Below are 24,604 nucleotides of genomic sequence, written 5' to 3' on the forward strand. Positions count from 1 at the left end.
CGCGACAGCTGTTGGTTACTCTCCTCGGTCGTCGTACTCGTCAAGGAAACGGCCGAACGGTCCGGTGACCTCGGGATCATGTACGGAGTCTGGGTCAAGAACTACCAGCAGCTCGGCAGCGGTATAGGCCTCTTGCCGGTCGGGGTCATGGTTCTGTCCAGCAGCCAACACTCTTCGATGGAGCGACTTGGGGACGTCGATGAAGGGGCGCGTCATGCAGGTTTGTCGGCATCGAGCACCAAACGGTCCGTCAGTAGGAGCGCATCACCGTACTCAAACGCCGTATCGAGAAGCAGCAAGACCAGACCGTCCCCCCTGTTCCCAGTGAAGTAGTGTCGGTGGCTGCGTCGTCGCGGGGCGTCACGTCCGAGTCGACATCGTTGAACGTGAGGTCGGCGATGGCGTCGTTCTCGTCGTCGCCCGTTTCGAGGGCCTTGTTCAGGTCGCCCCGATGTCGCTGCTCTGCGCGGCGATATGGCCCCAGCGAGAACGTTCCGGAACCCAGAACTCCTCATGGAGGTCGCGGTCGCCTCGAATCTGTTCGAGGAGGTATTCATCCAGTTCCTCTTCGTCACCGGTGAGTTCCTCGGCGATTTCCCACGTCTCCTCTTCAACCCGGTCGTTGATTCGCTTCAGGAAGAGCAGCCCAAAGATGTAGTTCTTGTAGTCCGCTGCGTCAATACTTCCACGCAGAACATCAGCCGCCTCCCAAGGGTGAGATTCCAGCGTGTCGAGGTCGAGAATTTTTCCCCTCCCTCAGTGTACTGGAGGAGGCTCTCATCTTTAGAAGCCATACTGCCATCATGTGCCATCCGTTGTTTATCTCTTTCTGGTGCCATTGGAAATCACTCCTCTCCTGTCCACTGGAGATACAGTTTCCCCACGTCGGTAAGGTAGACGTGCTTGGTTCGTCCGGACGGTCGACGCTCGACGAGTCCGCGGTCCTCCAGCTGGTCCACGTGGTAACTGACCTTCTGTGCCGACTCCCCGAGCGCCTCCCCAATCTCCCGCATTATCACGCCTGTTCTCCCCTCGTCGGTCCAGTCACCGAGCGTGACCAGGAGGTCGCGCTGGAGCCCCTCGACCTCGAACGTGAGTGGCTGGGTAGGTGCCGGGAGTTCCATGATGAGCTCGTCGATGTTCTCGGTTCCATCTTGTGGTTCGAGCACGTAGTAAGGCGTCGCGCCGATGAAGAACGCCGACGATGTCGCTCCGCCCGCGACAAGGTTCGTCCCGCCCGTGATGTTGATGAAGAGGTCGTCACCCGGATGCTGTTTGGCAATGCTGACGATGGTGTCCACGACATCTCGAAGGTCAAACGCGTCAATTAGACGGCTTTCCAAATCATATCCAAACTCTTCTAGGTCTGCCTCCAGTTCTATCCCCTCGGACTCGAACGCGTCGCTGGTGAGGAGATAAACCTTATCCGCACCTGAGTACGCGCGGAGTCCTCGCTTCACGTGCGAGGTGGCCCGACCGTGGGGGATGATGTGTATGTTCATGGGTCGTATTTCCTGAGTGAGTTAGCTGTTCGAGCATCGTGGTGGGGAGCGCTCTCTTCGTCCTCCAGCTCAACGACATCTCCTTCTTTAGGGAAGTATTCCGCCGAGTCAAGATCGAAGTGAGTGTCGTCCCCTTCCTGTCCTTCCGGGTAGGCCGTGACGAACCCTCGGGTATCGGATAGATTGTGAATGAATCCGTGCTTCGGAGTATTGCCGTCAAGAGCACTTTCGCGGCCAATTAGCTCTACATCTGACTTCGACAGTATCTCTTGCCAGAGTCGGAGAATTTCCTCCATCGCTGTCCACGACAGAGTGAGGAAGCCCAGCAGGGACGCTTCGGGCTTGTCGGTCGCTGTCGGTATACCGTCCGGGTGTACGATGACGACATCTCGATACTTCTTGAACTGGGTGAGAACGAACTCGAACGGGATGTCGGGCTGCTTCTCAAGCACGACTGCAGCGTAGAGCTTGAACCAGCGGGTCACCGTTTCGAGACTATCATCTCTCTGCCCGTTGCGTTCAAGTTTGGCATGGAAGCCCTGACATTCGATTATCCCCGAAATCAGCGTCTTCAGTGCTGTGTTGAGGCCTTCAGCCTCGAACCGGTCTGAAAGGACCTCGAGCGTCTTGTCCTTCGTCCTCCCGTACTGGAAGTCAATCCTCGTGTAGATGTTCTCCTCGTCCGTCGGGTCCAACCTCTCCTCCATGATGTCCCCCATGATTGCGTCGCACTGGTCCAGCTGCTCTTCCAGTACGGTTCCCTCAAGCAGGTCTGCTGTCTCTGAGGGCTCGCCCCCACTCATCGCTTAGAACACCCCCTCGAAATCAACGGCAGTGTAATCTCTCTGCTCGTCGTTGTACTCCTCGCGTGCTTTCTGAACTTTCTCCGCAAGGTCCATGAGTTCGCTATCGGAGTACAACGGAACGATAACGTCGCCAATTCGGCGGAGAGGGACGTACTGAATGGTGGACCCACGGGCCATGGACTGAACCTGCTTCTGCCCCGTCTGGGAAGCGAGGTACGCAGCGTAAACCGCCGCCTCAACCTCTGAATGGAACCTGATGATGGCCCAGTTCGATGAGGGGACGACTGTTTCTCCGGGGTGGTAGACTTTCCCCGGCGTCCCTTTTAACCCGATGAGAACATCGGTTGGATTAGCGACGAGAGAGTCGCCATCAACGTGAGTCGTCCATTCGTACAGGTTAGCACCCAATTTGAGATAGGAGATATCCGAATTCGGGTTTTCGTACGGTTCGAGTTCGTCGCCCGAACGACGCGCTCCCCCTTCGATTTGGATTGCGAAGTCTTCCAAGGGAGCGACTTGGTCGAACCGATCGTGAAGTGCCTGCTGAGCCTCTTCCATTCCCAGCAGTTCGCTCGGCAGGAGAGATTCTGAAGCTCCCTTCACCGGAATCGTTTCACCTTCGTCGTTCTTGACTTGCGCCACTGCTCGACTCAGTTCGTCCTTACTACCCTCATCACAGACGATGCCCGTGAACTCGTTTGTCGGCCCCCCGTGATTGTCAACCACTACAACAGACAGGCTGAATCTGGAGTCAAGATACGGGAAGAGCTTGGCATCACTAAGCTCGATAATCCCACGAAGGTTGTAATCTTGGACAATCTTTTCTCGAAGCCATGCGCTACGGACAGCCACCAGACCGGTGGTGGGAACTATTGCTACTAACCGACCGCCATCGGCTAACTGGTCTAAGGCCAAAGAGAGGAAGGCTTCGTGTAGTTTCACCCCTCTTCCTTCATCGAGATAGTCGAGGACCTCATCCGAGGGGTGTCCTCCGAAAGGAGGGTCGAGTACGATACAGTCGAATTCTGCTGCAATTTGCGGCTGGCTGGTGACCTCCTCGTCGTGCGCGAACGTGCTTAGCGTGGTAGAGTTACCTGAGGCTTGGATATCCTCCCGACAGGCCATCTCCAAGAAGTCGGCCGTCACATAGGTGCCGGACTTCTCCAGTAGATCGTTGAAGAAGAGAGCAGCGTTGTTTACACCTGGATTCAGCTCTACACCGACGACCTCGTCCGTGTACTCGTTGGCCGCTCTCAGCGTGTAACCCCAGCCAGAGGCAGGGTCAAGGACAGAGTCACTGTCAGTGATATCGAGCAGTTCTACCAGACGCTCGGCGACCTTGGGTGGGGTGGTGAACTTCTCACCCTCACGGTCGAAGAAGTCTCCCATGAACGTCTCATCGACGATTTGCCGTCGGATGTCGAGTGTAGTGGATGCGAGGTCGTAGTTCGAGAAGACCGAGAATACGGTCCTGAGTACGGGCGAATCGATTGGTGTTTTGCCCGGCGTGTAAGAATCGTGCCGTTGTTGGATAGACGCGTCAAGGCTCTCAATGACCTTCTCAAACGAGTCCTCGATATCAACGTCTACCGCCCCTCTATCGGCCTCATACTTCCGGTAAAGCTGTTGAACAAATGCTTCTGACACCTGCTGGTGCTGTTTGGAGCGGAGTTGGTCGCGTATCCGAGCGATAAGGAACTTGAACAACTCGTGCGATCCGATGGGCTGCGGACCCATGTTCGGTTCGTCGCCGATGTCTGGATACTTGGAAACGGGAACTTCGATTAGCTCGTCGTCCTGGTCTACCTGGAAGATGTAAAGGAGATCCTCAGAGACAATCGCGCCGAACGGTGCACCGGTTTTCTCGATATACCTTCGAACTTGCTCGATGTCCTCGGTTCTTCGGTGAGGGGTGCTGAGACTGCTATACTCAAGAGCGAGGAATGGGGATGTCCTCTCCTTGTCCTTGAACACGAGAATGTCGGGTCTGATAGATACTCCACCCTCACCCAGAGCTGGCTCTCGGGTAACACGCGACACCCCGTACTTATCCTCAAGCGCCCGCTGAACCTCTTCGAGTGCCCCGTGTTCGGTCATATGGAGGAGAAGGCTGATACACTATTTAGATTTTTGGTCGGAATATCAAATTCAAATTTGTACCATTATCCGTGGTCCTCATTGACGTCTGCCTTGCGAACGTACTTGCTCTCCTCAATGTCGTACACCGCCGACTCGGAGAGCGGGAGACCACCTCAAGCGCCTTGTCGACCTTCTCGCGGTCGACACCGAGCACCTGCTTGCGGTCGATGCCGGCCGATTCGGGTGCGTTGAGTACGGTTCTCGTCGTCCTTGAGCGAACGCTGGCGGCGCGTGGTGCGCTGCACAGAGCCGTTGCTCGTAGACCGGGCGGGCATCTTGTGCCCGGTCGAGAAGTACATCGGTCACGTCCTTGCGCAGGTCGTTTGCGTTGCGCTGGACATCCGACAGCAACGTCTAGAGGTTGACGAGGACCGGGGTGGGCGGCGGCAAGGTGGTTGGCGACACACACCCAGCAGAGACCGTGGCCGGGGCAGTCGTCGGCCAGGCTGCTACGATGTGGGTCCCGACGCCACGCGAGGTTTCGCCAGTCGTTATCGATGGTGGTCGTCTCGGTCCCACAGCCGCGGCACGCGGTGCGCTGATACGTCTCCTTGCGCCCGCACTCGTCACACTCGGCGATGAACACGCCATCCGCCACCCGGTCGAGGTTCGGTCTGGGGTCGCCGTCGCGGTTGAGGTCTTGTACATCGCCGTCCTCGTACACGCGGTCACCGACGGTGATAGGTTGGCCGAGATCGTTGCTCAGGCGTTTCAGCCGGACCTCGGCGTCCTCGGAGGGACTTATTCGCCGTCGCTCTCCTGAACCATCCACAGACGCGCGTTCGCCACCTTCCGACTCTCCACTTCGCCCTCATCCTCAAGCCCCCGGAGCTTCTGGTACGCGGTCTCGTAGGAGCTTCCAAGCGCGTCGGTCACATCGCGCGTGCTCGCCATACCGCCCACCTCGCGGACGGCCGCGAGCACGTCCTCTGCCGGGTAGCTTTCGGTATATCGACCACTCTCGTCGTCGCGATCTCTCGGCATTGAATGGTCGTTTGTCACCATCATAGTCAAGAGTAATGGTCCTGAACGTATATCCCTTTGCAGGTACTCCAAAAGGTAGAGTTTAAGCCTATACAGGTACTATGTAATGGTGAGGCAGAACCGGCCCTTTGGGCGCTTTCGACGGAGAATTGCCCCGGTGGTTGGACACCGAGGCTGGCTGTCTCGTGGAGACCAAGACAGCAATGGCAATTTCAGTCAGCGGACAAGAAAAGGGCATCGACACCGGCCACGCTGAGCAGGAGCCGGCACTAACCGAGGCACGCTACCGGCGCGCGACGACCGAAGAGATGGACGCCGAGCCGGTCGCCCCCGCAATCTACGATGTCCATTCAGCGAGTGGGGAGACCTACCGCATCGAGTTGGAGTCCGGCTACTGCGGGTGCGCCGACACCACGTTCCGCGGCCTCGGCTGCAAGCACAGTCAGCGGGCAGCGCTCGCGGCCCTGTTCGACGATGTCCAGCGCAACACGCGCTTCGTCGCCCGTGTCGCGGCGTTCGCCGCCGAGCACGGCTGCGAGCACGACGTTCGCGGGTGCGCCGGCCCCACGCTCGTCGGCAAGCGGGGCTATCCATGTACGGGCTGCGTGGCTGCAACAGGCGGCGACGACTGGACCGTCTGGACGGCGCTCGTCGGGGACACCGGAGCGGGAGCGGGCCGATGAGTACCGGCGAACGGTGGACCATCACCTACAGGGTGGACGTCGGCGGCACGCCCTACGCGGGGAGCGTCACGGTCTCGAACATGGGCATGAGCGACGACGCCGCGCGGCAGTACGCAGCGAATCACCTGCTCGACACGACCCTTTTGGTCGACGCGACGGCGGCCGGCTTTGACGCCGGTGACATCGAGGTCCAGTACCGGCGGGTTGCGGGAGGACGCGAGCAGGCCGTCGCTTGCGACGAGTGCGGCGGGCCGGTCGAGCACGCGGACCATGCGCTAGCCCGCTGCGAGGCGTGTTTCGGGCACGCGCAGTTGGAGGGTCGCCGATGACGCTCCGCTGCGCGCGATGTGGGTCCTACGCGCTCGCGTTCACCGCACAGTCGTACACCGAGACCACGCTGTTCGAGGGCTACGAGTGCGAGCACTGCGGCGCGACCGGCTCGCTCACCGCGAACGACAACACGGGCATCTCGTACACCGAGGGCGCCATCGAGAGCGACGGTGAGGTATGGTGAGCGTGCTCACCCTCGATGTCGACGCCCTGCCGACCGACGGCCGCGTGGTCGTCGCCGACACCGCCGACGGCGGCGTGCTCGTGTTCGTCGAGCGCGGTGTTACCGAGACCGTCGAGTGGGGCGAGCACTACCTGTTCGACGGCTGCGTCGTCGTCACGGAGGACGCGCCCGACGAGGCCCGTTCCGAGTGGGCCGACGAGTACCTCGACGTGCTCGACGCCGAGACCGGCGAGTACGTCACCGAGGGCGAACCCGAGGACCTCGCCGACGACGGCGAGCTGGTCGCTCTGGAGGCGGTGTGCTGATGTCGAGCGACGACCTTCGGCTGTCGGTCGGCATGACGCTCGTCGCCACCACGAGCGGGTGGGGCTACCGCGTCCAGGCCGTCAACGAGGAGCGCGTGGTCGCCCGTGGCCCGCACGGTTCACAGGGCGTCGACCGTGCCGAACTGGAGGAGCACATCCGGCACGGGCTGGTCGAGGTGGAGGCGTGGCCGTGACGCTGGTCCCGCCCCCGAAGGGCGCTCGCAATGGCCGCGACGATACCGACACCGACGGCGACGAGCTGCCCGAGCTCCGGCCGGGCGACCGCGTCGAGTTCGAGCGGGCGGCGGCCGTCGGCCTCCCCTACTCGGTGACGGTCGTTCGAGTGCTTCCGACGGGCACGCACCCGGAGGCCGGCGCGCACGGTCGGGACTCGGTCGTGGTGGCGACGCCGGCCGGCCGTCAGCGAACGATCGGCGTCCACCGGCTCGGGCTTGGCGACGACGCCGTCCGCCTCGTCACGACCGAGGAGCAGGACCACGAGGCCGACCACGCTCACGACCACGACCTCGGGGGGCGTCCGTGAGCCACCCCGACCACCTCGCCGACGAACGCGAGGCCGAGCAGGCTGGCGACCGCTGTCGCCACGGTGCGCCAGGATGCGCCGGGCCGGCGGGCTTCGACCGCGAGTTTCACAACCGGCCGGTGAGGGTCTGCAACCGATGCGTCCGCGAGGCGACCGGCCGACCGACGTGCGACGACCAGGAGCGGGAGTGACCCGGCGTGACCCCGCCGACCGTCCGGTGCGAGCGTTGCGGTCACGAGTTCGCCCGCGACGAGGCCGCCGGCGCGTTCTTCGACGGGGAGAAGGCGCTGTATCGTTGCGAGCGCTGCTTGCGATGGACGCGCGGCCCCTCGCCGGACGGCCAGGCGTCTGACGAGGGTTGAAAGTGCTGGACTGAGACGACTTCCATAGTATGCGAATCGTTAAACCACTAAGCGAATCTATGGCCAGTTGGTCCTGCGATGAGTGACACCATCGAGCTCGCGAATCCCAGCGTGTCGCTGTCCAGCACGAGGTTTTCGACGACGACAAAGGCGACAGTGTCGAGGTCGGTCAGTGGGTCGAGCAACGAGACACCGTTCTGGCGACGCACGTCCGCCACGGTGACGGCGTCGCCTTTGAGAACCGCGAGAGCGCCGACTGCTTTCTCGTGAGCACGGAGAACTTTATCAGCGCGTGGACTGAGGACGCGACGGAGTGAGGGGAGCCTACCCGCCGTCGCCGTAGGACTCCTGAGCAACTGTGTTGCCCGAACTGTCCCGAATCGTTATCGTATCGCCATCGTTGTTCAGCACCGAACGTCCCTTCCCGGCGTAGATGTCGCTGTCTGAGTCACTTCCTTCCCCGGTGTGAACGGTCACTGTCTCCCCAGCTCCCAGCGTGACGCCCTGGATAGTGTATGTTTGGTCGTCGTCGAAGTCTACCGTATACCCCGAAAGGTCGATTGCCGAGTCGGTTGGGTTTTCGAGAACGAACGTCTCGTCATCGCCCTCCGGTTGGATGTTCGTGATGGTAAGCTGGCCCGAGCTGTCACCGCCGTCCGGGGTTGGAGTAGCGGTGTCGGACGCCTCGAAGTCCCAGAGACCGACGTTGTTCGACCGCGCCTGCTCCTCGGCGCTATCGAACTCGCTGCGCAGCGAGAACTCACTATCGTACACGCGAGCGTAGCCTTCGTCAAGCAGCGCGCGGTTGAAGTTCTCTTCGTTGACGTAGATGTATGCGAGCAATCGGTCGAAGCTTCCGCGGCGGTCGCTCTCACCGTCAGTGACCACGCGTACGGTCTGTCCTTCGAGTTCTTCGGTGGCGTAATCACTCGCTCGCTCCCCCCAGTTGAAGAGGTGGTCGCGTGCAGCCTGCGTACTCGGGATGCCTTCGTATTCGTCGGGAGAGACATCGCCCAGCGTCGTCTCGGGTGTATCAATACCAATGAGGCGCACGGTGTCGGGGTCGTCGCCATTGGCGAACGCGACTTCCATCGTGTCGCCGTCGATGACGCGGGTGACGGTTGCGCGGCGGGCTTCGCCACCGGAGACTTCCGATGGGATTGGCGCTGATGGGGTAGGAGTGGCCGTGGCTGTCGCGGTCGGGGTAGGTGTTGGCGTCGGCGTTGGTGTGTCGGTCGGAGTTGGCGTGGGAGTCGCAGTCGGGGTAGGCGTAGAGGTTGGCGTCGACGTATCGGTGCTCGTCTCAGGTGAGGTCGCCGTCAGTGTAGGGGTTGGAGTGGCCGTCGTGGTTGGAGTCGGCGTTTCGGTTTCAGCGGGTGCGTAGGGCACCATCACGGACCACGACGCAATTCCGTCATTGAACGCGATGTCTCGGTCCATCAGTCGGACCGTTACGTTCAGCTCGCCGCTCGCCCCGCTGGGAATGACGGAGGCGTTCATCGGGATTGTAGTCTCGAACTCGTCTTCCCGAGCGACCTCTATGGTGTCAAACTGGTGTTCGCCGTTAATTTGGACAGCGAAGTATGGCTCCCCAGGGTCACCCTCGCCGTCATCGCCGCCCACGAACGAGGTGTTCGCCCGGACTCGGATGTCGAAGGACTCGTAGTTACCGTCGCCGTCCGCATCGGTGGTATTCACGACTTCAATACCCGAGGTCGCCTGATCGTCAGTCGCGGTATCGGTGTTAGCAGCGGTCGTCGTGGCAGACTCCGAGGTCTCGGCTGTGCTGTTCGCTCCAGTCTCGGCACCACAACCAGCGAGTGCTGCCAAGCAAACGAGCGCGAGTACCATCAGAAGCCTACGCCGGGATAGCATAATCCTAACGCCAGTCGAAAAGTCAAAAAAGTTCGGTCTCCCACTGATTGCTCTCCGCGGGGGTCGCTGTCGTCCGAGCGGCACGCCCCGCGCGGGTGTCGGCGTCGACGTGGCTCACGTCACCGCTCTCGGTCGTCTATGAGGTCCGGTCGCTCTTGTCCCAGCGCGGCCACACGGTAGCAATCGCTGTGCATCTTTCCGTCCGCCGGAAAGCGAACGTCGAGCGCCGGCGCGTCCACGGTGTCCGACTCGGCGACCGGCTCGCCGCACCTCGCGCACGATGGCCCATCGGCCGTGTCCTGGTCGGCCTCGTTCGCGGTCGCGGAGAGCGCCGCGCCCTCACCACGGTCGTCCTCCGTTGCGACGGCTGACGGCGGCCACGTGACAGAGGCGCGGATGGCTCGGTCGCTCCCCATCTTGGCGGGGTCGCCGCCACTTGGGTCCTCTGTACCACGGCCGCCGTTCGGCGACGGGCTCGGGCCGCGGTCGGTCGAGGGTGTCTCGTCTTCGAGCGCCGCCTCGTCGCCCGCGTTCGCGTCCGGTTCCCCGCTCGACTCGGTGGGACCGCCGTCCGTGTCGCGCTCGCCGCGCCCTTTGGCGAGTAGCGCCGCCCTGAGCGCGGCGTTGCCCTCACCACGCTTTGCGCGGTCGGCGGCCTCGACACCCGCTCGTGCCGCCGCGTTGAGCGAGGCGACGTCGTCCTCCGAGCCAGCATCGCCCTCACCCTCGGGGTCACGCAACTGGTCGAGCAGCGGGTCGTCCTCCGCGTCGACGCCCGTCACCTGCTCGCTGTTGATGCCAGCCGAAGCGTCCGGCTCGTCGTGGTCGACGGCGTCGCTCGTCCCCGGGTCGCCGGCTTGGCGTTCGGTCTCGGCGCGGTCGGGAACGTCACAGTACCGCCAGCGTCCGTTGCCCGTCGACTCGACGGTTGAGAGGGCCGAAAGCGCGGGCCGGACGTACTCCTGCCACGCCTCGCGCGACGAGTCAGCGGCCCGACCGCCGTCCTCGGCCCATGCCACCTCACGCAGAATCGCGACGGGGACGCTCGTCACCTCACCCTGCCGGCGTTCGAGCACCCCGACGGCTGCCTCGACCGCCCGCTGGCGGGTTGCGTGGACGGTCTCGTCGTCGGCCGCGGTGCCGAGCGAGAGGGCCGCGACGTCCGTGGTCGGCGGGTCGCTACCGTAGCGGCTCATCGGCCTCTGACCTCCTCGGTTTCGCCGTCGGCCGCTGCGCCGTCCACGTCGGCGTCGAACGCGTGTGCCCCGCCGCCGCAGAGGGCATCCAGATACGCGCGGGTGCCGGGCGACAGGTTGCCGTCCGCGTCCTGCCGCGGGACGCCCGCCTCGATTTCCCGACGGCGCAACGCCTCGGCCGCCGCCATCGCCTCGGCGTTGCTCTCACGAACCTGTCCCACGATGTGGTCTATCTTCTCGCGCTGGCGCTCGCTGAGCTCGTCGTCCCGACCACCCGGTGGACCTCCACCGCCGCCACTTCCACCTGGACCGCCGGGTGGGCCGCGTCTCGTCGCCCCGAAGCGGTCGAGCAGGTCGCGCACGTCGTCTCTATCTGGTCCGTTTCGTGTCATTGTCTGTCTCCTGATTGTTTCTACCGATGGCGGAAGCGGTCGGTACCGAGGCTGCCGTCGTCGCCGTCTTCGAGGGCCTCGATCCGGTCGATGAGGTGCTGGAGGTCCGTCCTGTCGTCCAGCCACTCGTTCCAGTCCTTCACCGTTTGGGCGGCCTTGCGCCATTCCTCGTCGTCGAGCAGGCCGTTGAGCGCGCGATGGAACACGTGCTCGCTAATGAGTTCGCGGCGGTCGCCGAGGTTGTCCGCGACGTGCTCGGCGAGAACGTCGAGGTCGTTGTGGATGTTCTGGCGCGTACACCCGTATCGCCGCGCGAGGTCGGCCTGTTTGACGGCGCGCGGATGACCGGCGCGCTCCAGAAGGTCGAGAACCTCCGCGCGCCGCTCTACGTAGCTGTATTCTTCGGGCGGGACGTCGGGGACCTCCACCGTCCGGTAGTCGATGTCGTCGGTCATATGTCAAGTGTCGTAAAACGGGAACCGTGCGCGCTGGTGCTCTCGACGGCGATGGTGGAGGGAGCGAACGTCGAGCGCCGGCGCGCGAGGTTGTGCATGGTCCAGTGCGACCGCGAGGCGGTGCAGCGAGCGGTGGCCCCCATCGGAACACCCGACGAGGGCGACAACGCAACCAGCGTGAGCAACGACGGGCCGGGGCCAGACCGAGACCACCCCGGCCGATGGCAGTCACGCTGTGCCCGCCGCCTCGCTTGTTGGGAGCTCGCCCGGGCGAGCGCGGTCGGGTACCTGAGACATCACACTCCACCCACAAGGGTGTTTCCCGATTCTGGCGACTCACGGCCTGTCCCATCCGTAACCGACAAAAAGAAAATCGCCTACCTGAGATTCGAGGCGGGTTCTCGGGAAAGAAACCGCGGGCGCGCTCGGCCGCGTCTCGCCGTCCGCAACGGTCTCGCCGTTCGGCCGCCGCCGTCGGCTCCTGTCCCGACCCATCCAGTCCGGCGGGGTGCCGGCGTCCTCCAGCGCCGGGCGCGGACCAAGCCGCCCTCGTCGATGGTCACGCGGATGTGGGTTAAGCCCCTCGGCGATCACTCGTCCTCGCTCTCTCCGACCACGGGCAAGCGCCTTGTACCCGTGCGTCGCGGTGCCGCCGCGGTGTTGCCGCGGTGGGGTCCGGTGTGGTCCGACCATCGCGTTTTACGCCTCCCGACCGGGGAATTCACGTCGATTTATGGCACCCGTCAAATCGGATTATGGCGTTTCAAAGCCCTACTCGCCCGAAAACAGCCTTTGGGTTTTCGTTTTACGGTTTTACGCTTATTCGAGATGGGGGAGAGACGTGAGAGGAGTGGGCGTTCTCCGGGGAGAGACTGCAAGTAGCCCCTGTATAGTATAGGCGTAAAACCGTAAAATAGGTATTTGTGTTGGAGGTAGAGAGGTGCTACCTCTGGTTTTCGACCGAATTGGATTTTACACTTCGTTTTACGCCGACGTAAAACCGGGCGCGAAGGCGTAAAACGGGGTGCCGGTCGACCACGGCGGTGGCACGTCGTCGCACCTCGAAAAAGAGCATCCGGGGGTCGTGGCCCGCAGCCCCGCCGGTCAGCGAAGCCGATACTGTCCGGTGAGGGGCTGGTAGACGTCACCCTGTTCGGCGAGCTTGTCGAGCGCGGCGTGGGCCGCCGAGGAGTCGACGCCGGCGTCCATCGCCGTGTTGACGACATCGCCGACGCGGGCGTGCTCCGCGCCATCGTCGCGCTCGCAGAGATCGGCCACGGCGTCGGTGACGATTTCGAGACGGTCGGCCTGCGACGGGCCACTCCCGCCGCCCCCACCGTCCGCGTCGTCGTCCCTGTCCCCGCTCGGCCGGTCGGCGACGGGTTCGGCGTCGAACGCCCGCGCCTCGAAGCCATCAAGGGAGTCGCACGCCCGGCCCGCGTGAACGCCGAGTGCTCGCCCGATGGGGGGGCTGTTCTGGCCGAAAACGGTGATGTAGCCACCGTCGGCGGCGGCGGCCTCGCGGAACCGTGCGCGGTAGTCGCCGAACCCGTCGAGGAGGTCGGCCGAGACGTCGTAGTCCTTGACGAACTTCGTGAGCGGGTCGAACGCGGCGCTCATGTTCACCCGGACCTCGCACTCCGGCGTCTCGTCGCGAACGACGGTGTAGTGCTCCCCGGCTTCGAGGTAGCCGTTCTGGGCCGCCCGGGCGGCGACCTCGACGAGCGTGTCGACGTGTGACTTGTGACCGCCACCGACGAACTCCGCCGCGGAGTATCGGACGGCGCTCTCGATGGCATCCTCGTCCACGAGGCCGTCGACGTCGGCACCCACCGTCCCCGCGAACGCGCGGTAGAGTCGAAGGCCGAACACGACGGTCTGCAACCCCTGCCGTGCGGCCTCGCCGAGACCGTCATCGAACCCGGCGTTCACGAGCATCCCGGCGACGCCGGCGGCCGCCGCGTTCCACCGTTCGCGGAGGTCGTCGCCGTCGAGACCGGCGACCCACTGGTAGTACGCGAGCGCGTGCTCGCGGGGGTCAGGCGCGTCGGCCGTGACGTACTCGCCGGTGTCGTCGAGGTAGCCCTCGCCCGTGAGCCGCTTGTACGCGCGGGCGGTGTCGGTGCCGGGGTCGGTAGCCCGCGACGAGAACGTCGTCATGACGCACCGCCGCTGCTCGGCAGCACCCTGAATCCGTTGCTCGCCGCTCACGATGACCGGGGCGCTCAGGGTGTAGTCGTCGGTGGTCTTGTCGGCGTTGCCCCGCTGGACGGTCCCACCACGGGTGACGCCCCGGAGCAGGCCATGCAGCGCGTCGATGCGCCACGGGTCGGTCGTCGCCGGCTTGTACTCGTCGAACCACACTGGTACGGCGTTCGTGGCGGTCATGCTGCGCATCATCGTGAACTTCGTTTCGCCGCCGACGGCGAGGGGGTCGTCGTCCATACCGAACAGCCGCCAGAGCAGGCCGAGCGTGGCGGTCTTGCCGGACTCGGACTCGCCGGTAATGTTGAGAAGGTTGAACTCCCCAGTCCACTCGTGGACGAGCGGCCGAACCCCGCTCGCGTAGAACCACCCGAGAACCGGCAGTAGGCGGTCGGTCTCGCGGGTGTGCGGGAGCGTTTCGAGCACGTCCGCGACGGCGTCGGCGTCGAACTCGTCGCCGTCGTCGGGGTCGAGCGCCCACTTGGTTTCGAGTCCGACGGCCTGGTCGACGTAGGCGTGGCCGGGGTCGTCGAGCCAGCCGTCGGGGCCGAGCGCACCCTCGGGCGCGACGAACTCGGCGTGGTCGTCGCCGTCATCGTCACTGCCGCCGCCGAACAGCCCGAATCGTTCGACGCCGATGCGCTCGGGAGCGTCCTGCTCGCCGACGAACTTCCGAAGGTCGTTCAGCCGCTCGATGCCGCTGGTGTACGTCGTCGTCCGGTCTTTCACGACTTCGGTTTTGAACGAGCGCACCTCGTTGAACGCGGTCATCGGGACCGTCACGTCGTAGGATTCGCCGGCATCGGCCGGGTAGACCGTGAGGTCGGCGTAGACCTCGCCCGCGTCGCGGTCGCGCAGGAACTCTCGCGCCTCGATGTAGAAGTTGGTGACGTCCTCCCAGAAGCCCTCGCTGTCCGGGTCCTCGGGGTCGCCCGGATGATCAACGCCAATACGACCGTCACCCGCGACGATGAGCGGCCCGCGGTACCCCCCGGGAACCGACAGGTCGGGGCCGGCAGCGTCACCGGCGCTCGCGTTCTCAGGAACCACTGCGGCCACGCCACCGTCCGCTTGTGTCCCGGTGGCCGCCGCGGAAGCGTCCCAGCCGCCCTGCTTGGCGAGGTGGACCACCGTGGCAATAGTTCGCCCACCACCGGGTGCCGAGTCCTCGACAATGCGCTCGGCCTGCCGCTCGGCCTCGGTGTCCCACTTCGAACCGGCGCGCGACCAATCCTTGAACAGTCGGAGCGCCGTCGCGGTCGGGAACTCGTCGCGCAGCGCGAATCCGACGTCGCGCCACGTCGGATACATCACGTCCGGGTCGATGTGGTCGAGCGCGTCCGCCGCGGTCTCGGCGTCGAACCAGTCGCCGCCGAAGGCCCGTCCTCCGCCGTCGAATTCGAGGATTGCGTCCTCGACACCACCCTCCGCCGTCCCGTGCCCCTCCGCCAGCGGGTCATCGTCGGTAATGGACTTGTGGGCCTGCCGTAACCACTCCTCGACCCACGGGCCGGTGTCGGCCACCGCGTCGCCGCTGTTGCGGAGCCGGTCGCCAGTGAACGTGCAGAACTTGTTGTCGAGGACCTCGACGCCCTCGTGCTCGTCGTCGGTGAAGTGCTCGTCCGTCCACCACTCCGGCTTTTCGAGACCGGCGAGCGGGATGTGGACGCCCCCGCCCGATGGCGAGAACTCCATGTAGGCGTCGGCGTCGAAGAACGGTTGGAGCGAGGGGAGCCAGTCCTTCGGCCGCCGGTCCTCCTCGACGCACCCGTCGAGGTCGAGACCGCCGTAGAGGCCGCGGGCGTAGTTGTCGTTCTCCGAGGAGAACACGTAGCCGATGCCCCACGAGTCGCGTTCGTCGGCGGCCTCGACGGCCTCCTCGAACGAGTGCCAGTCGTCGGGGTCGTTCCACGAGATTTTGAAATCCCCGCGCCAGTGCGGGCGGCGCGGCACATCGTTGTCGGCGTCCCAGAGGAGCCACTGGTCGCGCTCGCGGAGTTCGGCGGGGACCACCTCGAAGTCGCTCATGACCGGGCACCCCCGTCCGTCTGGGTGCCTACACCGAGCGATCCGATGACGGCGAGCGCTGCCGTCCGGTGCGCCGAGCAGACGTAGTACGCCTCCAGCGGCCGGTCGGACATCACCACCCGCGTCGTCGCCTCCACGCGGCGCTTGACCCCGCACGACTGGCATAGCGGGGCGTGCCCGTCAACGCCCTTGGAAGAGCCCACGCCGGCACCACCCGTCCCGAAGGCCATAGTCCGCAACGCCGCCATCAGCTCTGTCGTGTCGCTCGCTGTCTGCACCTGAGTGCCGTGGAGAGCGGCGGGTGGGTTGTTGTCGCTCATGCACTCGTCCTCCCGAGCAGCGCGTCTATGTGGCCGCTATGCGCAGCGCACAGCCACCGAAGGTCCTGGGTAGATTCGTCGGCTACTTCGAAGGGGATGCGGCCGCGAGCGCCGCACACGGCACAGGTGAGCGGCCGGCTCATTGGTCTGCCTCGTCGAGCCAGAGCACCCCGTCCTCAACCGCGTAGGCGACGCGGTCGGCATCCGTGGCACGGGGATCTATTCCGAGCGCCTGGAGGTCGTCCTCGTCGAGGAACACCGCGCTTCCGAGCGGTTCGCCTTGGGCGTCGCGGGCGAGCCGGGCGGAGCGGGGAGTAACTGACTTGTCTTCGGAGTGAGTAGTGTCAGTCACGGACCCGTCTTCCCTGGTCGTCTCTCGGGCCGAGTGTCCGGGAGAATCGTCCGGTTTCGTGGTCCGTGTTCGTACGCGTTCGACGGCTCGTCTGATTGAAACCCAGCAGGGCCGTCGGACGTGTTCGACTGTTCCTCGTTTTTGAGCACCCCGCTTCCGTCGGCGAGCACCGTCATTGGTTGCTCCCGTTCTCGACAGCCTGCACGTCGATTTCAACGAGGTCGCCATCGCCAATGGCGAGTTCGTCCCTGATGTGGACCGGAATGGTCACTTTGCCATTGTTGATGAGTCGTCTTGTAGCGCGCATTTGCGCTTACCCCTTGTACCTGTACGATACATTCAAGTACAGTGGAAGCCACGACTTCCACACCCTATTATATATGACTGGGAACCCACGCCCGCTGAACGAGACGGACAGGGACTATCTCGAAGGCAATGAAGTAGAAGGAAGCTACAGCGACAGACCCGACAAACTCAATAACCGAATCAAGGAAAAGGTCAATGGACTCCCTGAACGATTCGAGCAATTATTCCGAGATACCCGACTGCTCACCAGAGAGGAGTATCTTGAGGGGAAAACTTGGGCTGACGGATGGATGCATCTGCTTGATATCCGTCCAGAGGACCGAAGCGCGCCGCTTGACTATACTCCGCCCCAAAGAACGGTCACGGGGAGCGTCTCTTCTTCCTCATCAGCCCCCGAGCGACTGGGAGAGAAACTCGGCCGAACTGCAGCACGCGTAGTAAGTCTGAGAACGACCACTACTGATGAGATACTGCGGGAAGTAGTATGGGGGTTCATGAAAGGGGTGTGGAGACACCCCGATGAAGAACGTATGCTCGAATCTATCGATGAAATTTCTCGAACACTATCAAGAAGAGCAAGAGAGGAAATCAGATTCTACGAAGAAACACGGCGAGAAAATCAACAATCATTCAAACACTCGTGGGAAGACAGCGAGACAGCAAGAGAGTACATTAAGGAAATCCTCGACTTGGACGAGACAGAATCAAGAAACTGGCTGGTACAGCAAGTCAATAGGCATCTTCGACAGAACTCCAATGCGGAGTCGAAACCAGTAGCGACCATAGTAGAGGAAAACCAATTACTTCCGAAGCAACAGCTGATAAACGCACTTCGCGCGGACGCACGTCGGATTTGCGATAAGTCTGGAAAAGGACCGGAGGGCACAGAGACCCTTCTTTGTGTATTCGAGAATCAGAACAGCAGTTCCAGAACTGTGTCGGAGAAGCTGAAAGGAGATAGAAGGTGGACTGGCGGTGTGACAGGAATCGCACGAGACTTAGCTGGGCAAGGAGAGAACAGTAGTGATACACCAGAGCGTGACGTATGGACGGAACGCCCCATACTCCGCGGAAACAAGGAGGAATGGAGAACGACAGCATATGGGTCGGCTCTCTCTCAGTACCTCCAGGCTCCTGAATCGTACAGACAGTTGAGACCGCTTGAGGTAATTCGTGGGGAGACAGTAAGCGACGCTATCCGCGAACTGGGTCTATTTCCAGTGTAGTCAGATGCCACGAAAAAGAAATCAAAACTGTTCCTACGACGGTTAGCAACGAATACCGTCGAAGGCAATGACTATTATCTTCGAGGATAATGATGAGGTATGGCCGAAAACGGGCGCAGAGACCGCAACCGGGAGGAACACGGACACTATGCTGAGGAATATCCAATAGAGCGTGTTCGGGCTGTGTTCGAAGGTCTAACCGACCCCTGTGAACCAGTGACGGCAGCGGAAGTCGCTGACAAACTCGGCAGTTCGCGGAAAACTGCCTATAACAAACTCAATGCACTCAAGGAACAGGACGAAGTCCGGACCAAGAAAGTCGCTGCACGTGGACGCGTATGGTGGGTCAAAGGGAGTGACGGTGGATGAGCAGTGACACGCAGCCTGCAATGGCCTATCCGACGACCGACCAATACGACCGCTGGAAACGGCGAGCCGACGAGTTCGACATGAGCGTGAGTGAGTTCATACAATCGATGGTAGAAGCCGGGCTCAAGAAGTTCGACGCGAGCGTGGAGCCGGACGAGACTAACCGTGAGCTCCGCGAGCAGCGCAATGAGATGAAAGACGAACTCGACCGGACCCGCGACCGTGTGGCCGACCTCGAAGAACAGCTACACGGTGACGAGCGGGCGGCCGTCCGCGAGTACGTCGAGAACAACCCCGGCGCGGAGTTCGGTGAGATAGTTCAACATATCGTCGATACCGTCCCTGAGCGGGTCAACCGTCACCTTGACGACCTCGAAAGCGACGCGCTCCGTGCCGAGAACGGCGAATACTATCCCACAGACGGCGACGGCGGTGGTCGGGGAGGTGGCCGGTAATGCCGGCGACCGCGCAATCAAAATCGACGGACCCGCGCGACCGGATGGGGGTGTTCAAGCGTCTCGACGACGTGCCGACTCGTCGGCGACTCCACCAACACGCGGCCGCCTACGAGGGGCGGGACGTGTGGGCGGAGTTCATCAACGCGAACGGCGACCGATACAAGACCGAAGATACGCGGCAGCGGGTCGAACGCGCAGGCGAAGTGTGGAAAGACCACATGGACGGACGAGGACGACACTATGCGCTCGCCACGCCGGCGGACGTGGAAGCGTGGGCGTCGTGGATGGTTGACGAATACACGGTAGGATACGCCTACAATGGGTATTGGGTCCGCGTAGATGCATTCTACGAGTGGCTACGCTGGCATACCGACCACCCGCACGTCTATCAGCCGGTGCGCATGGCGGCCGCCGACCCAGATGCACCGGCCAGCCGTGCGATTTGGGACGAAAAAGTAGGTCGACGGAGGGACCGAGAATGAGCGAAACGCCCGACACGACGGCAGATACCGACGCACAACGGGCGGCACTCGGGGCGGCGTTCGGACGGTCAGCCGACCCGCTCGCCGAGTTCGCATCTACATTCGAACAGGCGAACGTTGACCCCTTTGAGCTGTTCGACGCCGACATACTCGGCGCGCGAAATCTCGCCGTAGGGTCGCGGAACAAGTATCTGACAGCGTTCCGCCACTGGCGCGAGCACATGGCCCGGGAGGGGCGTCACCCGGCGTGCCCGAACGAACAGCACGTCAAGGCGTTCATCCACCGCGAGCGTACCGAGCGGGGAAACAACGACGAGACGACGAAAATGAAGTTGCAGAAATTGAACGCCGCCTACGAATACTGGGCGGAGGACCCCCAGTTCCCGCACCCACACGATTACAACCCGTTCAAGCTCGCGCGGTCGAAAGTGGCATTTGACGGGCCGGATCGGAAGGAACCGCCGCGCCTCCCGATTGATGACCTCCGTGACGTGGTGGGCGACGTGGCACACCTCCGCGACCGCGCGGTAATCGTCACGCAGCTAAAGCTCGGGCTTCGAGCCGGTGAGCTTCGGAACATCAAGCTGCCGGAGGTGAGCGTCGAGAACGAGGCAGTCCGCAAGCACTATCCCGACCTCGGGACTCACCCGATGCTCGACGGGCGCAAAAACACGGTCTACATCCCACACAACCGCGAGGGGAACAAATCGAAGCGCCCGCGTGTGCTCCCGCTCGATGACGAGACGCGGCGTGCGCTATTCTACTACCTGCTCGCCCGTCCTGACAACGGTGAGCCGTGGATGTTCCTCGCGCCGGAGCAGCACACGCAAATGAAGCGGAAGACCGTCAATGCGTTGTGGAAAAAGGCGTTTCATCCGGAATACGATGAAACGGAGCACCACCGCGCCGTTACGTCACACTTCGGTCGTCATCGGTTCACCACCTTTTGGCGGGTTGAGCAGGACGTGAACATCGACCTAATCCACTACATGCGGGGGGACGTGGTAGGTGGCTCACCGATGGACGACGACCGCGGAGCGATGAACTACTACATCCACACGTACTACGAGGACATCGAACAGCTATACCGTGAACGCATGTTTACGCTCAATTTCTGATTCAGAGGGAAGCCGAGGCTTTTTACGCGATAACGGGGCCACCGCTTCCCATGCGCGAAAGCACCGAAGACGAGCGTTTGGCCGACATAGCGCTCATGATTGAGGCACTGGCGGAGTACGCCAGCCCGGAGGTGGAGACTCCACGTGACCGGCGGGCGTAGAAGTTGATAGATGAACTCGCCGCCGAGACGGGTCTACCGCCCGTCGAAGTGATGCGGTATATGCCGACGTATTAGCGGGTTCTCGTTTTCTCGTGGCTCCGCATTAACAACCAATAGTGCGTCGGATATGGGGTTTCGACGTAACCATAGGCGAGTTTAACTAAATATTCATACGTTGGACACGATGTTATCATTCAGGCTGAGAAATCTATCTACAAAACCAGTGTTTTGTATGGCTAGATGATAAAAAGCTAGTATGTCTTCATCAGAATTTCGAGTGTATAATATATCATATGGTGGATTGTCAATTTCTTCCAAGTTTCGCATGTCGAATTCGTGAGTATTGACACCGGCCCGCAGATTGTTCCAGAACATATCACCCTTGTCAACACTCACAGTGATGAAACCTGCAACATCTCCTCCCGATGAGAGTGTTGTTCGAGCACCACCCTCCTCCGAATCCTTGGCTAACTCTGCTAAATTCGATGTGTGAGAGGAATGTATGTCTGCATTCTCAATGAAGTAAAATTTAGTTCTACCAACCACATTTATTTCGAGAAACTTCCAGATGTCATCCTGTCTTGTGACTGATTCGCTTTGGATTTCTGCTTCGATTACATTTCCCGGATGTAGCTCATCAACTTTCGTCTGTAGCGAACCACTATATCTGCTGTTTTCTTTGTTGACATAAACTGGAAGGCCATTACCAGCAATGTCACTCACCATTACGTCTGCTTCATCAATTTCCATAACACGGAACCGACTCTCTATTATCTGAGACATTGTTCGCCAAGTACTAGTACTACCACAATTTATTGCTGACGATTTACTACACGGTCGTATGCCATCCGGTGATGAACATGAGAATATTTTTGAGAAAATGCGAAACCATGAGGCTCGTGATATTATCAATGAAAGTCTGAAATTCAGATGGCGTCACACTACCCTAACAAGCGACTATGAGGACCTGAAACACATTCATGAGCAGGATGTCCAACACACAACAGAGCGAACAGAACAGCTTGAATTACAGGGATATGTGTTTGAAGTAGAAAGGAGACTTCACCACTATCTTTCCGGTCTTTATACGCTTCTTCAACAACAGCTTACGCTTCAAAACGGAGTCGGTCAATCATTTGGAGATGACTTGCAGAATGTGAAAAATGAGTATATGGGAAAAGAATCATCAAGAACGGTACTGGGATTGCGTCATTATGTTCAACATGAAAACGTGTTACGTCTCCACGCTCAGTCGTCAAGGCTCAGCAGGTCTAGATCGCTAGTTGTTTTAGTTGACGAACTCCATCGAGAAGGCGAGGACCGTGACTTTGACCAGCATTTTGGTCATATAGAAAAGCCCTACTTTGACCCTGTCGAGTGGGTCATCAAAAATAGAAGCGATGTAGAAGAATTCTTCGAAGATACCATCGATATCATGGAAAAGCGCAATGAAGAAGAGTTGGGCGAGTTACACCAACTAGGGGAAAGAGCAGATGAGCTACATGAGGATCTTAGAGACGAACTTGAACAGCGATAGGAGGAATAGGCACTAATAGATTCGCACTTCTGCTCCGGTACTGAGTCGGTGTGACGGAGATCGGCTGGCTCGTGAGATCCGCCCCGTCGAGGAATTCGGGGTACCGGAAGGCGAGATTACGGCGTTTCTCGACCTCAGGTGGCGGTTCGCGGTCGTCGTCTTGCCATCGATAGTAACACTGTCGAGGACAGTACGCCGCCGTCCGGAGGTCGCTGAACGCGTGCATACCGTGCGGTGGTCGCGGCTTCGGTGATAAACGCTCGCACGGCGGCCGCGCTGCGCGGCGGTGCGGTTCGCGGTGGCGGCACGGTGCGGCCTGCGGTGGCGGTAGCGGTCCTCGGTGGATCGAGAGCGAGGACGCGACCAGCGGGAGCGTCCGAGGGCTCGGACGGTGCTGTGCGGTAGCGGTTGTGGAGCGGTCGCGGTGAGTGCCAGCAGTTCTACCGCGAGTGAGCGCGAAGCGCGAACGAGCGGGTGTTTTTAGTCCAGGTTTTTGGACGGGGTTCGACCGAGCGTCGCAGGCGCGAGGGAGGACCCCGTCTAAAAAAGTGGGTTTATATAACGCGGTTCTGGAGGTAGTCGAGGTGTTTCGCGTTGTAGACGATCTGCACGGTGTCAGCAGCGGGGCTGCCGATGCAGGTCAGTCGGACGTTGCGGTCCTCGACCTCCTCGTCACTGAGGATCTGCTGCATGTCCATGTCGATCTCGCCTTCCTTGACGATGGCGGCGCAGTTCGCACACGCGCCCGCCCGACACGAGAACGGCCAGTCGTAGCCCTGCGCCTCGGCGGCTTCGAGGATGTACTCGGACTCGTTGACGTCGAGGGAGCCGTAATCCTCCTCGCCGAGGTCGGCCTCTTCGGCTTTCTCGAAGAGGTCGTCGTCCTCGAGATCCCAGCCCTGGTCGTCGAACACTTCGTAGTTGACGTATTCTACGGTAGGCATCACGTCGGCATTCTCGCCCCGCCTTGTTAGACCTTGCTGTTTCGGTGGCGTCGATGTGTTTCTCGGCACAAATACAGGAAAAATCGGGTGGAACTCACAGACGAAACCACCGGCGGCACGGATCGGCGGTCAGGAGAGCAGAACGAACCGAAAAAGCAGAAACGAGGTGAGGGTCGCGACCGCCGGCACGAGGTTCTGCATGGCGATGACGCGTGCGCTCGCACCCGGTTTGAACAGATCCACCGTCGACTCGTCGTCGATCGTCTCGTCGCCGATCGGGGTCGGCTCCGCTTCCGGATCGGGTGGGGTCCCGCCGCCGCCCACGGTCTGTCCGTCGGCGTCGGTGGCGAGCGCGTCGACCGAGACGGCCGGCGATTCTCCCTGTCGGATGTCGGTGACGGTGACGGTTCGCGTGGCCCGCCCCCAGCCGAGCCCTACGATGCTCATCGTGGAGATGATGACGACGCTGACAGGAATATCGAACCACGAGAGCATCGTCACGAGCGTCGAGCTCACGACTGCGACGATCAGCGCCGCGAGCAGCGGCATCTCGGTGAGATCGTTCCCCATCGTGTCCATGGTCCGACGGCCGATCGTGAACGCACCCAGACCGACGGCGAGTCCCGCGAGGATGATTCCCGGTCCGATGTCGAGCGCTCCGGCCCCCACCAACGGTGCGATCGCGTTCGCCGCGTTCGATGTTCCCGCGCTGAACGCCGTATAGCAGGCGACGACGACGACGAGCAGCGTGCCGACGAGTTCTCGAACGGTGGTGTTCGTGCCGAGCGTTGGCCGCGGCAGCGTTCGCGACCGATCGAGATCGAACAGCGAGCCCTCGGTCTGCTTGACGGCGAACAGCCGGTTCAGGTGAGGATAGAAGTACCGCCCGATCACGCCACTGACCCAGAAGGCGATCACCGGGGAGACGATCCACCACGAGACGATTTCGCCCATCGTCGTCCAGTTCAAGGTGTTCGTCGCGAGGCCGAGGCCGGCGATCGAGCCGACGCCGGTCATCGAGGTCGAGGCAGGAACGCCGACGACGTTGGCGAGAAAGAGCGCGAGACCGATGAAAAAGAGGACGACGATGCTGGCCACGAGCGTGAACTCGCTCGACGGGACGATCCGGCCACCCATCGTCCGAACGACGCCCCGGCCGACCGTCCAGCCGCCGACGAAGAAACTCACCGTCATCAGTGCCGCCGCACCCGTCGCAGAGACCGACTTCGACCCGACCGCCGGCCCGAATGCGACGCCGACGTTCGAGCCGCCGATATTGAACCCGACGAAGACCACGACACCGAGTCCGAGGAGTAAGAGCGGGGAAAGCGCCATATGCGA

31 protein-coding genes and 1 pseudogene are annotated in these 24,604 nt (G+C 61.8%); 14 read left to right on the forward strand and 18 right to left on the reverse strand.

Features of this window, described 5'->3' with window-relative positions; genetic code table 11:
* Positions 1-15 precede the first annotated feature (15 nt).
* From C449_RS11920 to C449_RS18680, 6 genes and pseudogenes are all read right to left on the reverse strand, one after another.
* Positions 16-216, reverse strand: a complete 201-nt coding sequence (locus C449_RS11920; protein WP_006078273.1) for a hypothetical protein — start codon at positions 214-216, stop codon at positions 16-18.
* Positions 217-438: 222 nt separating this feature from the next.
* On the reverse strand, positions 439-744 hold the full coding sequence (locus C449_RS18675; RefSeq protein WP_338035215.1) for a type I restriction-modification system subunit M N-terminal domain-containing protein: 306 nt from the start codon (positions 742-744) through the stop codon (positions 439-441).
* Between the two features lie 101 nt (positions 745-845).
* Positions 846-1,502, reverse strand: a complete 657-nt coding sequence (locus C449_RS11925; RefSeq protein WP_006078274.1) for an HFX_2341 family transcriptional regulator domain-containing protein — start codon at positions 1,500-1,502, stop codon at positions 846-848.
* Positions 1,499-2,305 (reverse strand): hypothetical protein, encoded by an 807-nt coding sequence (locus C449_RS11930; protein WP_006078275.1) that lies wholly within the window; start codon positions 2,303-2,305, stop codon positions 1,499-1,501. Before C449_RS11930 ends, C449_RS11925 begins: the two co-directional genes overlap by 4 nt.
* A 3-nt stretch (positions 2,306-2,308) precedes the next feature.
* Positions 2,309-4,405 carry an N-6 DNA methylase gene (locus C449_RS11935; RefSeq protein ID WP_006078276.1) on the reverse strand — a complete coding sequence of 699 codons (2,097 nt, stop codon included), beginning with the start codon at positions 4,403-4,405 and terminating at the stop codon, positions 2,309-2,311.
* A gap of 65 nt (positions 4,406-4,470) precedes the next feature.
* Positions 4,471-4,822, reverse strand: a pseudogene (locus tag C449_RS18680) (hypothetical protein); the annotation flags it as partial.
* Between the two features lie 16 nt (positions 4,823-4,838).
* Here C449_RS18680 and C449_RS11940 point away from each other — a divergent pair.
* Positions 4,839-5,210 (forward strand): hypothetical protein, encoded by a 372-nt coding sequence (locus C449_RS11940; protein ID WP_161606456.1) that lies wholly within the window; start codon positions 4,839-4,841, stop codon positions 5,208-5,210.
* Here C449_RS11940 and C449_RS11945 read toward each other — a convergent pair.
* Positions 5,189-5,431, reverse strand: coding sequence for a hypothetical protein (locus tag C449_RS11945; protein WP_006078278.1), 243 nt, complete (start codon positions 5,429-5,431; stop codon positions 5,189-5,191). The two genes, C449_RS11940 and C449_RS11945, sit on opposite strands and share 22 nt — an antisense overlap.
* A gap of 203 nt (positions 5,432-5,634) precedes the next feature.
* Here C449_RS11945 and C449_RS11950 point away from each other — a divergent pair, with 203 nt between their 5' ends.
* Genes C449_RS11950 through C449_RS11980 form a run of 7 tightly spaced genes read left to right on the forward strand, consistent with a single transcriptional unit; the run spans position 5,635 to position 7,668 of the window.
* Entirely contained in the window at positions 5,635-6,114 is a 480-nt protein-coding gene (locus C449_RS11950) for a hypothetical protein (RefSeq protein ID WP_152415707.1), read from the forward strand.
* Complete coding sequence (locus tag C449_RS11955) at positions 6,111-6,443, forward strand: hypothetical protein (RefSeq protein ID WP_006078280.1); 333 nt, start codon at positions 6,111-6,113, stop codon at positions 6,441-6,443. The genes C449_RS11950 and C449_RS11955 overlap by 4 nt, the downstream gene beginning before the upstream one ends.
* Positions 6,440-6,628: a hypothetical protein gene (locus C449_RS11960; protein WP_006078281.1), complete on the forward strand. Its 189-nt coding sequence runs from the start codon at positions 6,440-6,442 to the stop codon at positions 6,626-6,628. The genes C449_RS11955 and C449_RS11960 overlap by 4 nt, the downstream gene beginning before the upstream one ends.
* A complete protein-coding gene (locus tag C449_RS11965; RefSeq protein ID WP_006078282.1) occupies positions 6,622-6,933 on the forward strand; it encodes a hypothetical protein in 312 nt (103 codons plus the stop codon). Before C449_RS11960 ends, C449_RS11965 begins: the two co-directional genes overlap by 7 nt.
* Positions 6,933-7,127 (forward strand): hypothetical protein, encoded by a 195-nt coding sequence (locus tag C449_RS11970; protein WP_006078283.1) that lies wholly within the window; start codon positions 6,933-6,935, stop codon positions 7,125-7,127. Before C449_RS11965 ends, C449_RS11970 begins: the two co-directional genes overlap by 1 nt.
* Positions 7,118-7,477, forward strand: coding sequence for a hypothetical protein (locus C449_RS11975; protein WP_006078284.1), 360 nt, complete (start codon positions 7,118-7,120; stop codon positions 7,475-7,477). Before C449_RS11970 ends, C449_RS11975 begins: the two co-directional genes overlap by 10 nt.
* Positions 7,474-7,668 (forward strand): hypothetical protein, encoded by a 195-nt coding sequence (locus tag C449_RS11980; protein ID WP_006078285.1) that lies wholly within the window; start codon positions 7,474-7,476, stop codon positions 7,666-7,668. The genes C449_RS11975 and C449_RS11980 overlap by 4 nt, the downstream gene beginning before the upstream one ends.
* Positions 7,669-8,163: 495 nt before the next feature.
* Here the strand turns inward: C449_RS11980 and C449_RS18125 are convergent, their stop codons facing one another.
* The 8 genes from C449_RS18125 to C449_RS18685 all read right to left on the reverse strand — a co-directional run bounded on the left by C449_RS18125 (position 8,164) and on the right by C449_RS18685 (position 16,969).
* Entirely contained in the window at positions 8,164-9,690 is a 1,527-nt protein-coding gene (locus C449_RS18125; RefSeq protein WP_006078286.1) for a thermonuclease family protein, read from the reverse strand.
* 143 nt (positions 9,691-9,833) lie between these two features.
* Positions 9,834-10,910: a hypothetical protein gene (locus tag C449_RS11995; RefSeq protein ID WP_006078287.1), complete on the reverse strand. Its 1,077-nt coding sequence runs from the start codon at positions 10,908-10,910 to the stop codon at positions 9,834-9,836.
* Positions 10,907-11,302 (reverse strand): hypothetical protein, encoded by a 396-nt coding sequence (locus tag C449_RS12000; RefSeq protein WP_006078288.1) that lies wholly within the window; start codon positions 11,300-11,302, stop codon positions 10,907-10,909. Before C449_RS12000 ends, C449_RS11995 begins: the two co-directional genes overlap by 4 nt.
* A gap of 20 nt (positions 11,303-11,322) precedes the next feature.
* Positions 11,323-11,757: a hypothetical protein gene (locus C449_RS12005; RefSeq protein WP_006078289.1), complete on the reverse strand. Its 435-nt coding sequence runs from the start codon at positions 11,755-11,757 to the stop codon at positions 11,323-11,325.
* A gap of 1,104 nt (positions 11,758-12,861) precedes the next feature.
* Positions 12,862-15,990, reverse strand: coding sequence for a PriCT-2 domain-containing protein (locus C449_RS12010; protein WP_006078290.1), 3,129 nt, complete (start codon positions 15,988-15,990; stop codon positions 12,862-12,864).
* Positions 15,987-16,310: a hypothetical protein gene (locus C449_RS17845; RefSeq protein WP_006078291.1), complete on the reverse strand. Its 324-nt coding sequence runs from the start codon at positions 16,308-16,310 to the stop codon at positions 15,987-15,989. The genes C449_RS12010 and C449_RS17845 overlap by 4 nt, the downstream gene beginning before the upstream one ends.
* Before the next feature lie 139 nt (positions 16,311-16,449).
* The gene (locus tag C449_RS12020) at positions 16,450-16,662 is read right to left on the reverse strand and encodes a hypothetical protein (RefSeq protein ID WP_006078292.1); all 213 of its coding nucleotides are present in this window, start codon (positions 16,660-16,662) and stop codon (positions 16,450-16,452) included.
* 172 nt (positions 16,663-16,834) lie between these two features.
* Complete coding sequence (locus C449_RS18685) at positions 16,835-16,969, reverse strand: AbrB/MazE/SpoVT family DNA-binding domain-containing protein (protein ID WP_006078293.1); 135 nt, start codon at positions 16,967-16,969, stop codon at positions 16,835-16,837.
* A 13-nt stretch (positions 16,970-16,982) separates the two neighbouring features.
* On the opposite strand from C449_RS18685, the gene C449_RS17850 reads away from it, so the two are divergent.
* From C449_RS17850 to C449_RS12045, 5 genes are all read left to right on the forward strand, one after another.
* Complete coding sequence (locus C449_RS17850) at positions 16,983-18,194, forward strand: hypothetical protein (protein WP_152415708.1); 1,212 nt, start codon at positions 16,983-16,985, stop codon at positions 18,192-18,194.
* A gap of 99 nt (positions 18,195-18,293) precedes the next feature.
* A complete protein-coding gene (locus C449_RS17855) occupies positions 18,294-18,563 on the forward strand; it encodes a helix-turn-helix transcriptional regulator (protein WP_049914125.1) in 270 nt (89 codons plus the stop codon).
* The gene (locus tag C449_RS12035) at positions 18,560-19,018 is read left to right on the forward strand and encodes a hypothetical protein (RefSeq protein WP_049914126.1); all 459 of its coding nucleotides are present in this window, start codon (positions 18,560-18,562) and stop codon (positions 19,016-19,018) included. Before C449_RS17855 ends, C449_RS12035 begins: the two co-directional genes overlap by 4 nt.
* A complete protein-coding gene (locus tag C449_RS12040) occupies positions 19,018-19,503 on the forward strand; it encodes a hypothetical protein (protein WP_006078295.1) in 486 nt (161 codons plus the stop codon). Before C449_RS12035 ends, C449_RS12040 begins: the two co-directional genes overlap by 1 nt.
* Complete coding sequence (locus tag C449_RS12045) at positions 19,500-20,621, forward strand: tyrosine-type recombinase/integrase (protein ID WP_006078296.1); 1,122 nt, start codon at positions 19,500-19,502, stop codon at positions 20,619-20,621. The genes C449_RS12040 and C449_RS12045 overlap by 4 nt, the downstream gene beginning before the upstream one ends.
* Positions 20,622-20,950: 329 nt before the next feature.
* Here C449_RS12045 and C449_RS17860 read toward each other — a convergent pair whose 3' ends face one another.
* The gene (locus C449_RS17860; protein WP_152415709.1) at positions 20,951-21,532 is read right to left on the reverse strand and encodes a hypothetical protein; all 582 of its coding nucleotides are present in this window, start codon (positions 21,530-21,532) and stop codon (positions 20,951-20,953) included.
* 91 nt (positions 21,533-21,623) lie between these two features.
* Here C449_RS17860 and C449_RS12050 point away from each other — a divergent pair, with 91 nt between their 5' ends.
* The gene (locus C449_RS12050; protein WP_049914128.1) at positions 21,624-22,319 is read left to right on the forward strand and encodes a hypothetical protein; all 696 of its coding nucleotides are present in this window, start codon (positions 21,624-21,626) and stop codon (positions 22,317-22,319) included.
* Between the two features lie 554 nt (positions 22,320-22,873).
* On the opposite strand, the gene fer is transcribed toward C449_RS12050, so the two are convergent.
* Positions 22,874-23,263, reverse strand: coding sequence for a ferredoxin Fer (gene fer / locus C449_RS12055; protein WP_006078297.1), 390 nt, complete (start codon positions 23,261-23,263; stop codon positions 22,874-22,876).
* 129 nt (positions 23,264-23,392) lie between these two features.
* Positions 23,393-24,598, reverse strand: a complete 1,206-nt coding sequence (locus C449_RS12060; protein WP_006078298.1) for an inorganic phosphate transporter — start codon at positions 24,596-24,598, stop codon at positions 23,393-23,395.
* Positions 24,599-24,604: the final 6 nt, after the last annotated feature.

Source organism: Halococcus saccharolyticus DSM 5350 (genome assembly GCF_000336915.1).
In the GTDB taxonomy this organism is placed as follows: Archaea; Halobacteriota; Halobacteria; order Halobacteriales; family Halococcaceae; genus Halococcus; species Halococcus saccharolyticus.

Excerpts from the sequence above, each read along its gene's own strand:
- C449_RS11920 (WP_006078273.1), bottom strand. The coding sequence starts at position 216 with ATGACGCGCCCCTTCATCGACGTCCCCAAGTCGCTCCATCGAAGAGTG.
- C449_RS11925 (WP_006078274.1), bottom strand. The coding sequence starts at position 1,502 with ATGAACATACACATCATCCCCCACGGTCGGGCCACCTCGCACGTGAAG.
- C449_RS11930 (WP_006078275.1), bottom strand. The coding sequence starts at position 2,305 with ATGAGTGGGGGCGAGCCCTCAGAGACAGCAGACCTGCTTGAGGGAACC.
- C449_RS11935 (WP_006078276.1), bottom strand. The coding sequence starts at position 4,405 with ATGACCGAACACGGGGCACTCGAAGAGGTTCAGCGGGCGCTTGAGGAT.
- C449_RS11945 (WP_006078278.1), bottom strand. The coding sequence starts at position 5,431 with ATGCCGAGAGATCGCGACGACGAGAGTGGTCGATATACCGAAAGCTAC.
- C449_RS11950 (WP_152415707.1), top strand. The coding sequence starts at position 5,635 with ATGGCAATTTCAGTCAGCGGACAAGAAAAGGGCATCGACACCGGCCAC.
- C449_RS11955 (WP_006078280.1), top strand. The coding sequence starts at position 6,111 with ATGAGTACCGGCGAACGGTGGACCATCACCTACAGGGTGGACGTCGGC.
- C449_RS11960 (WP_006078281.1), top strand. The coding sequence starts at position 6,440 with ATGACGCTCCGCTGCGCGCGATGTGGGTCCTACGCGCTCGCGTTCACC.
- C449_RS11965 (WP_006078282.1), top strand. The coding sequence starts at position 6,622 with ATGGTGAGCGTGCTCACCCTCGATGTCGACGCCCTGCCGACCGACGGC.
- C449_RS11970 (WP_006078283.1), top strand. The coding sequence starts at position 6,933 with ATGTCGAGCGACGACCTTCGGCTGTCGGTCGGCATGACGCTCGTCGCC.
- C449_RS18125 (WP_006078286.1), bottom strand. The coding sequence starts at position 9,690 with ATGGTACTCGCGCTCGTTTGCTTGGCAGCACTCGCTGGTTGTGGTGCC.
- C449_RS11995 (WP_006078287.1), bottom strand. The coding sequence starts at position 10,910 with ATGAGCCGCTACGGTAGCGACCCGCCGACCACGGACGTCGCGGCCCTC.
- C449_RS12000 (WP_006078288.1), bottom strand. The coding sequence starts at position 11,302 with ATGACACGAAACGGACCAGATAGAGACGACGTGCGCGACCTGCTCGAC.
- C449_RS12005 (WP_006078289.1), bottom strand. The coding sequence starts at position 11,757 with ATGACCGACGACATCGACTACCGGACGGTGGAGGTCCCCGACGTCCCG.
- C449_RS12010 (WP_006078290.1), bottom strand. The coding sequence starts at position 15,990 with ATGAGCGACTTCGAGGTGGTCCCCGCCGAACTCCGCGAGCGCGACCAG.
- C449_RS17845 (WP_006078291.1), bottom strand. The coding sequence starts at position 16,310 with ATGAGCGACAACAACCCACCCGCCGCTCTCCACGGCACTCAGGTGCAG.
- C449_RS18685 (WP_006078293.1), bottom strand. The coding sequence starts at position 16,969 with ATGCGCGCTACAAGACGACTCATCAACAATGGCAAAGTGACCATTCCG.
- C449_RS17855 (WP_049914125.1), top strand. The coding sequence starts at position 18,294 with ATGGCCGAAAACGGGCGCAGAGACCGCAACCGGGAGGAACACGGACAC.
- C449_RS12035 (WP_049914126.1), top strand. The coding sequence starts at position 18,560 with ATGAGCAGTGACACGCAGCCTGCAATGGCCTATCCGACGACCGACCAA.
- C449_RS12040 (WP_006078295.1), top strand. The coding sequence starts at position 19,018 with ATGCCGGCGACCGCGCAATCAAAATCGACGGACCCGCGCGACCGGATG.
- C449_RS12045 (WP_006078296.1), top strand. The coding sequence starts at position 19,500 with ATGAGCGAAACGCCCGACACGACGGCAGATACCGACGCACAACGGGCG.
- C449_RS17860 (WP_152415709.1), bottom strand. The coding sequence starts at position 21,532 with ATGGAAATTGATGAAGCAGACGTAATGGTGAGTGACATTGCTGGTAAT.
- C449_RS12050 (WP_049914128.1), top strand. The coding sequence starts at position 21,624 with ATGCCATCCGGTGATGAACATGAGAATATTTTTGAGAAAATGCGAAAC.
- fer (WP_006078297.1), bottom strand. The coding sequence starts at position 23,263 with ATGCCTACCGTAGAATACGTCAACTACGAAGTGTTCGACGACCAGGGC.
- C449_RS12060 (WP_006078298.1), bottom strand. The coding sequence starts at position 24,598 with ATGGCGCTTTCCCCGCTCTTACTCCTCGGACTCGGTGTCGTGGTCTTC.